This is a genomic window from Streptomyces sp. NPDC111802 (assembly GCF_055634335.1).
Genome location: NZ_JBVKCZ010000009.1, coordinates 248,665 through 254,035 on the forward strand (window position 1 = coordinate 248,665; position 5,371 = coordinate 254,035).

General features: G+C 71.0%; 4 protein-coding genes and 1 pseudogene. 2 read left to right on the forward strand and 3 right to left on the reverse strand.

Annotated features, from left to right (window positions below; genetic code table 11):
• Window positions 1-99: 99 nt before the first annotated feature.
• Together ACZ7NC_RS12830 and ACZ7NC_RS12835 are read right to left on the reverse strand one after the other, a co-directional pair.
• Window positions 100-924: a purine-nucleoside phosphorylase gene (locus tag ACZ7NC_RS12830; protein WP_471487516.1), complete on the reverse strand. Its 825-nt coding sequence runs from the start codon at window positions 922-924 to the stop codon at window positions 100-102.
• Window positions 925-1,055: 131 nt separating this feature from the next.
• Window positions 1,056-1,493: a gamma-glutamylcyclotransferase family protein gene (locus ACZ7NC_RS12835; protein WP_471487517.1), complete on the reverse strand. Its 438-nt coding sequence runs from the start codon at window positions 1,491-1,493 to the stop codon at window positions 1,056-1,058.
• Between the two features lie 84 nt (window positions 1,494-1,577).
• On the opposite strand from ACZ7NC_RS12835, the pseudogene ACZ7NC_RS12840 reads away from it, so the two are divergent.
• Both ACZ7NC_RS12840 and ACZ7NC_RS12845 read left to right on the forward strand, forming a co-directional pair.
• Window positions 1,578-3,038, forward strand: a pseudogene (locus ACZ7NC_RS12840) (NAD(P)H-quinone dehydrogenase); the annotation flags it as partial.
• Window positions 3,039-3,204: 166 nt separating this feature from the next.
• The gene (locus ACZ7NC_RS12845) at window positions 3,205-4,173 is read left to right on the forward strand and encodes a DeoR/GlpR family DNA-binding transcription regulator (protein WP_471487519.1); all 969 of its coding nucleotides are present in this window, start codon (window positions 3,205-3,207) and stop codon (window positions 4,171-4,173) included.
• 371 nt (window positions 4,174-4,544) lie between these two features.
• Here ACZ7NC_RS12845 and ACZ7NC_RS12850 read toward each other — a convergent pair whose 3' ends face one another.
• On the reverse strand, window positions 4,545-5,093 hold the full coding sequence (locus ACZ7NC_RS12850) for a TetR/AcrR family transcriptional regulator (RefSeq protein ID WP_471487533.1): 549 nt from the start codon (window positions 5,091-5,093) through the stop codon (window positions 4,545-4,547).
• Window positions 5,094-5,371: the final 278 nt, after the last annotated feature.

Below are 5,371 nucleotides of genomic sequence, written 5' to 3' on the forward strand. Positions count from 1 at the left end.
GGGGGTGTCCGCCCGCAGCGGCGGGCGGACACCCCCCACCCCGGCCCCTGCCCGCCGTACGCGACTGCGCCCACTTCCTGGCGGAGGCCGGCTTGCCTTCTACAGCCGGTCGAGAACCTGCGCCAGTAGCGAGCCCATCCGAGTCGCGCTGTCGCGGCCCGCCTGGAGGACCTCCTCGTGGTTGAGGGGTTCGCCGGTCATGCCCGCCGCGAGGTTGGTGACCAGGGAGATGCCCAGGACCTCGGCGCCTGCCTCACGCGCGGCGATCGCCTCGAGGACCGTCGACATGCCCACCAGGTCCGCGCCGATCACGCGGGCCATACGGATCTCGGCCGGCGTCTCGTAGTGCGGGCCGGGGAACTGGGCGTAGACGCCCTCCTCCAGCGTGGGGTCGATCTCCTTGCACAGGGCGCGCAGGCGGGGGGAGTAGAGGTCGGTGAGGTCGACGAAGTTGGCGCCGATGATGGGGGAGGTGGCCGTGAGGTTGATGTGGTCGCTGATCAGGACCGGCTGGCCGGGGCGCATCCCCTCGCGCAGGCCGCCGCAGCCGTTGGTCAGGACCATCGTCTTGCAGCCCGCCGCCACGGCCGTGCGGACGCCGTGGGCCACGGCGGCCACTCCGCGGCCCTCGTAGTAGTGGGTGCGGCCGAGGAAGACCAGGGCGCGCTTGTCGCCGATCCGGTAGGAGCGGATCTTGCCGCCGTGCCCTTCCACCGCCGGCGGGGGGAACCCGGGCAGCTCGGTGACCTGGAACTCGGCCTCGGGTGCGCCGAGGGCGTCCACGGCCGGAGCCCAGCCGGAGCCCATCACGAGGGCGACGTCGTGGGTCTCGGCGCCGGTGAGTTCGCGCAGGCGCGCGGCGGCGGCGTCGGCGGCGGCGTGGGGGTCGCCCTGGATGTCGTCCGGAAGAAGAGATGCGTTCACGCGACTGAGGGTAGCCGGTTTGGGCCTACGCGCGTAGATGACAGAGCTCACGGGATGGCGATCGTTGTCTTGTCGTTTCCAACGAAAAGGGTGCCGGGTGGGGCTGGAGGGGTGTCTGAGGGCGGTGGGTCTCAGCAGGGGCGCTTTCGCAGCTCCATCACGTAGTCGTGGGGTGCCCCGGCCGACTCCGCCGCGTCCGCGATCTCGCCCAGGTAGCGGGCCGACGGCAGGCCGCCCTCGTAGGCGTTCAGGACGTACGCCCAGGCCGGCTCCTCGCCCTCCAGCGTGTGCACGCGGACCCGGAGGCGGCGGTATATGCCGAGGCTCACGCCCTCCCAGCGGTCGAGGGAGTCCTCGTCCATCGGGGCGATGTCGTAGAGCGCGACGAAGACCTGTTCCAACGGATCCTCGACGAGCGTGGCCAGCGCGCCCTCCCAGCCGAGCTGCTCGCCCCCGAACGTCAGTCGCCATCCGTTGAGCCAGCCGGTGGCGCGCAGCGGCGAGTGCGGAGCGCGGCGGGTCATCAGCCGCGCGTCGAGATTGCCGGCGTACGCGGCGTAGAGCGACATGGGGAGAGGGTACGGCAGGTGCATCGTGTGCCCCTCCCGTAACGGTGGTGTCTCGGGCGGGCCCCCAGGCGGTACCACGGTGGGGCGTGCGGGACAATGGGGTACGTGACTCGGATCGTGATCATCGGTGGCGGACCCGGCGGATACGAGGCGGCCCTGGTGGCCGCCCAGCTCGGCGCGGAGGTGACCGTCGTCGACTGCGACGGTCTGGGCGGTGCGTCGGTGCTCACCGACTGCGTGCCGTCGAAGACCCTTATCGCCACGGCCGAGGTGATGACCACCTTCGACTCCTCCTACGAGGAGCTGGGGATCATCGTCGCCGACGACACCCCGCACATCGACACGCCCGCCCGGGTGGTGGGCGTCGATCTGGGCAAGGTCAACCGGCGTGTCAAGCGGCTCGCGCTCGCGCAGTCCCACGACATCACCGCCTCCGTCACGCGTGCCGGTGCGCGGGTGATGCGCGGCCGGGGACGGCTGGAGGGCATGCAGGGCCTCGACGGGTCCCGGAAGGTCGTGGTGCGCGCCGCCGACGGGAGCGAGGAGACCCTCGTCGCCGATGCCGTGCTCATCGCCACGGGCGGACATCCCCGTGAGCTGCCGGACGCCCAGCCCGACGGCGAGCGGATTCTCAACTGGACGCAGGTCTACGACCTCAACGAGCTTCCCGAGGAGCTCATCGTGGTCGGGTCCGGTGTCACCGGTGCCGAGTTCGCCGGTGCCTACCAGGCGCTCGGGTCGCGGGTCACCCTCGTGTCCTCGCGGGATCGGGTGCTGCCGGGTGAGGACCCGGACGCCGCCGCCGTACTGGAGGACGTCTTCCGGCGCCGCGGCATGAACGTCATGGCCCGCTCGCGCGCCGCCGCCGCCAAGCGCGTCGGCGACCGGGTCGAGGTCACCCTCGCCGACGGGCGTGTCATCAGCGGCACCCACTGCCTCATGGCGGTCGGCGCCATCCCGAACTCCGAGGGCATGGGCCTGGAGGAAGCCGGCGTCAAGCTGCGCGAGTCCGGGCACATCTGGACCGACAAGGTGTCCAGGACGACCGCGCCGGGTGTGTACGCCGCCGGTGACGTCACCGGTGTCTTCGCGCTCGCCTCGGTGGCGGCGATGCAGGGACGTATCGCCATGTACCACTTCCTGGGCGACGCGGTGGCCCCGCTGAACCTGAAGACCGTGTCGTCGAATGTGTTCACCGACCCCGAGATCGCCACCGTCGGCTACTCACAGGCCGACGTGGACGGGGGCAAGATCGACGCCCGGGTCGTCAAGCTGCCGCTGCTGCGCAACCCGCGCGCCAAGATGCAGGGCATCCGGGACGGCTTCGTCAAGATCTTCTGCCGGCCGGGTACGGGCATCGTGGTCGGCGGTGTGGTCGTGTCGCCGCGTGCCTCGGAACTGATCCATCCGATCTCGATCGCGGTCGACAACAATCTGACGGTCGAACAGATCGCGAACGCCTTCACCGTGTACCCCTCCCTTTCGGGCTCGATCGCCGAGGTGGCGCGGCAGCTGCACACACGGAAGTCCGGCGGCGAACTCTGACGGCCGAAACCGACTCGTCCCTGGTCACGGGGAGTTGTCGAGCATGCGTACGGCATAGGCGGCGGGACTAGGCCCTATACCACTCCTTGCCCTCGCGTGCGAACAACTTCTGTTATTCGGCGCAAACTGCTGAAACCAGACGGTCGTTGGGGTTACTGTCAGTTTCGTGTTCGCTGCAGAACGTCGCCAATTGATCCTCGAAATGGTGCGAGCGAACGGGGCCGTGTCGCTCCGTGAGCTCGCCCGCGTCGTCCAGACCTCCGAAGTGACCGTACGGCGGGACGTGCGCGCACTGGAGGCAGAAGGACTCCTCGACCGCCGGCACGGCGGTGCGGTATTGCCGGGCGGGTTCACGCGGGAGTCCGGCTTTCCGCAGAAATCACATCTCGCGACCGCCGAGAAGACGGCCATCGCCGACCTCGCCGCGAATTTCGTGGAGGAGGGCGAGGCGATCGTCGTCGGGGCGGGAACCACCACTCAGGAGCTGGCCCGCCGGCTCGCCCGGGTGCCCGGACTGACCGTCGTCACCAACTCCCTGCTGGTGGCGCAGGCGTTGGCCCATGCCAACCGGGTCGAGGTCGTGATGACCGGCGGCACGCTCCGCGGGTCGAACTACGCGCTGGTGGGCAGCGGAGCCGAGCAGTCCCTGCAGGGGCTGCGGGTGTCCCGGGCCTTCCTGTCCGGGAGCGGGCTCACCGCCGAGCGCGGGCTCTCCACGTCCAACATGCTCTCCGCGTCCGTCGACCGGGCCCTCGTCCAGGCCGCCGCGGAGGTCGTCGTCCTCGCCGACCACACCAAGCTCGGTACGGACACGATGTTCCAGACCGTGCCCACGGATGTCATCACGCGGCTCGTCACCGATGATCCGCCGGCCCATGACGACCGTGCCCACACCGAGTTGCAGGCCCTTGCCGATCAGGGGGTGCAGATCGCCGTGGCCGGGGCGAGTGGCGCGCCGGGGGGTGACGAGGTCCCGGCGCGGCGTCAGCAGCGTGCGCTGCCGGGACCGAGGCGGGGGCCCTCCGGGGGTGTGCCGGGGTTGCGGCCGACCGGTGCGGCGGTGCTCGGGGAGCAGGGGGCCGAGCGGGAGCGGGAGCGGGAGCGGGCGCGGGTCGCCGACCTGCGGCGGCGATAGGTCGCCGGTTCGCCTTTGGGGCTCGGGCCCTTGGCGGGTGCGGGGCGTGGGTGGCTGTTCGCGCCCACGCGGAGGAGCCGCATATCGACTCAGTCCCGCGCCCCTGGGCCCTGTCGTTTGGATCATCTCGGCGTCGCGGGCCCTGACACGCGCATCTGCGGCGTTGTCGTCGGTAGCCAACTCCCCCACTCTCGACTTCGCTCGAGCGGGGGGACCCCCATCGCGTCGCCGCCCTCCTCCGCCTTGCAGCTGCACGCTCCCCCACGCTCGAACCGGCTTCGCTCGGCTCGTGCGGGGGCACCCCCATCGCCCCGCTCGGGTCGGCTGAGAAGAACCGCACCTCACGGCCGAGCTGATCCAAACGACAGGCCCTAGGTGGGTTTCAGTCCCCGCAGTGTCAAGAGCAGCAACCTGTCCGCCAGCTCCGGGTCGCCCGGTGTCTCCTCCGCTGCCAGTGCGATGGCGTGGGTGAGCTGGAGCAGGTCGCCGATCGCCACGTCCGGGCGGACCGTCCCTGCCTCCTGTGCTCGCGCCAGCAGTGCGCCGCCCGCCTGTCTGATGGGGTCGCTGCATCGCGCCAGGGCCGATGAGTTGTCGTCGGAGGCGGACATCAGGGCGTGGGCCAGGCCGCGGTACTCGCCCGCGTGCGTGACCATCTCGCGTAGCCAGGTCACCAGGGCCGTGCAGGGCTCGGGAGCGTTGAGCAGTTCGCGGGAGCGGGACAGCAGGTCGCCCGCCGCGTCCTCGAAGATCGCGCTCAACAGGGCGTCCCGGTTGGGGAAGTGGCGGTACAGGGTGCCGATGCCCACGCCCGCGCGGCGGGCCACGTCCTCCAGGGACGCGTCCGTGCCGTGCTCGGCGAAGGCGGCGCGGGCTTCGGTGAGCAGACGCGCGTGATTGCGGCGGGCATCGGCGCGCATGGCACGCGGCTGTGCTTCCGCCGCCGCGCCCACGCTCCCCGCACTCTCGGAGGTCGTGCTCGCCATTGCTCTCACCTGCCCTCTCCCGCGCTCGGTGTGCCTCAAGAATGCCACCGGTGGGAAAACGAGGCGCCCGGCGGACTGTCTGCTCCAGTCCGCCGGGCGCCTCGGGTGCCGTATGCGTCAGTCCTTGATTTCGCAGATGGCGGCGCCGGAGGTGAGGGAGGCGCCGACTTCGGCGGACAGGCCCTTGATGGTGCCGGCCTTGTGCGCGTTGA

What these genes read in the sequence shown, in the direction of transcription:
- ACZ7NC_RS12835 (WP_471487517.1), bottom strand. Translation starts at nt 1,493, where the DNA reads ATGTCGCTCTACGCCGCGTACGCCGGCAATCTCGACGCGCGGCTGATG.
- ACZ7NC_RS12850 (WP_471487533.1), bottom strand. Translation starts at nt 5,093, where the DNA reads ATGCGCGCCGATGCCCGCCGCAATCACGCGCGTCTGCTCACCGAAGCC.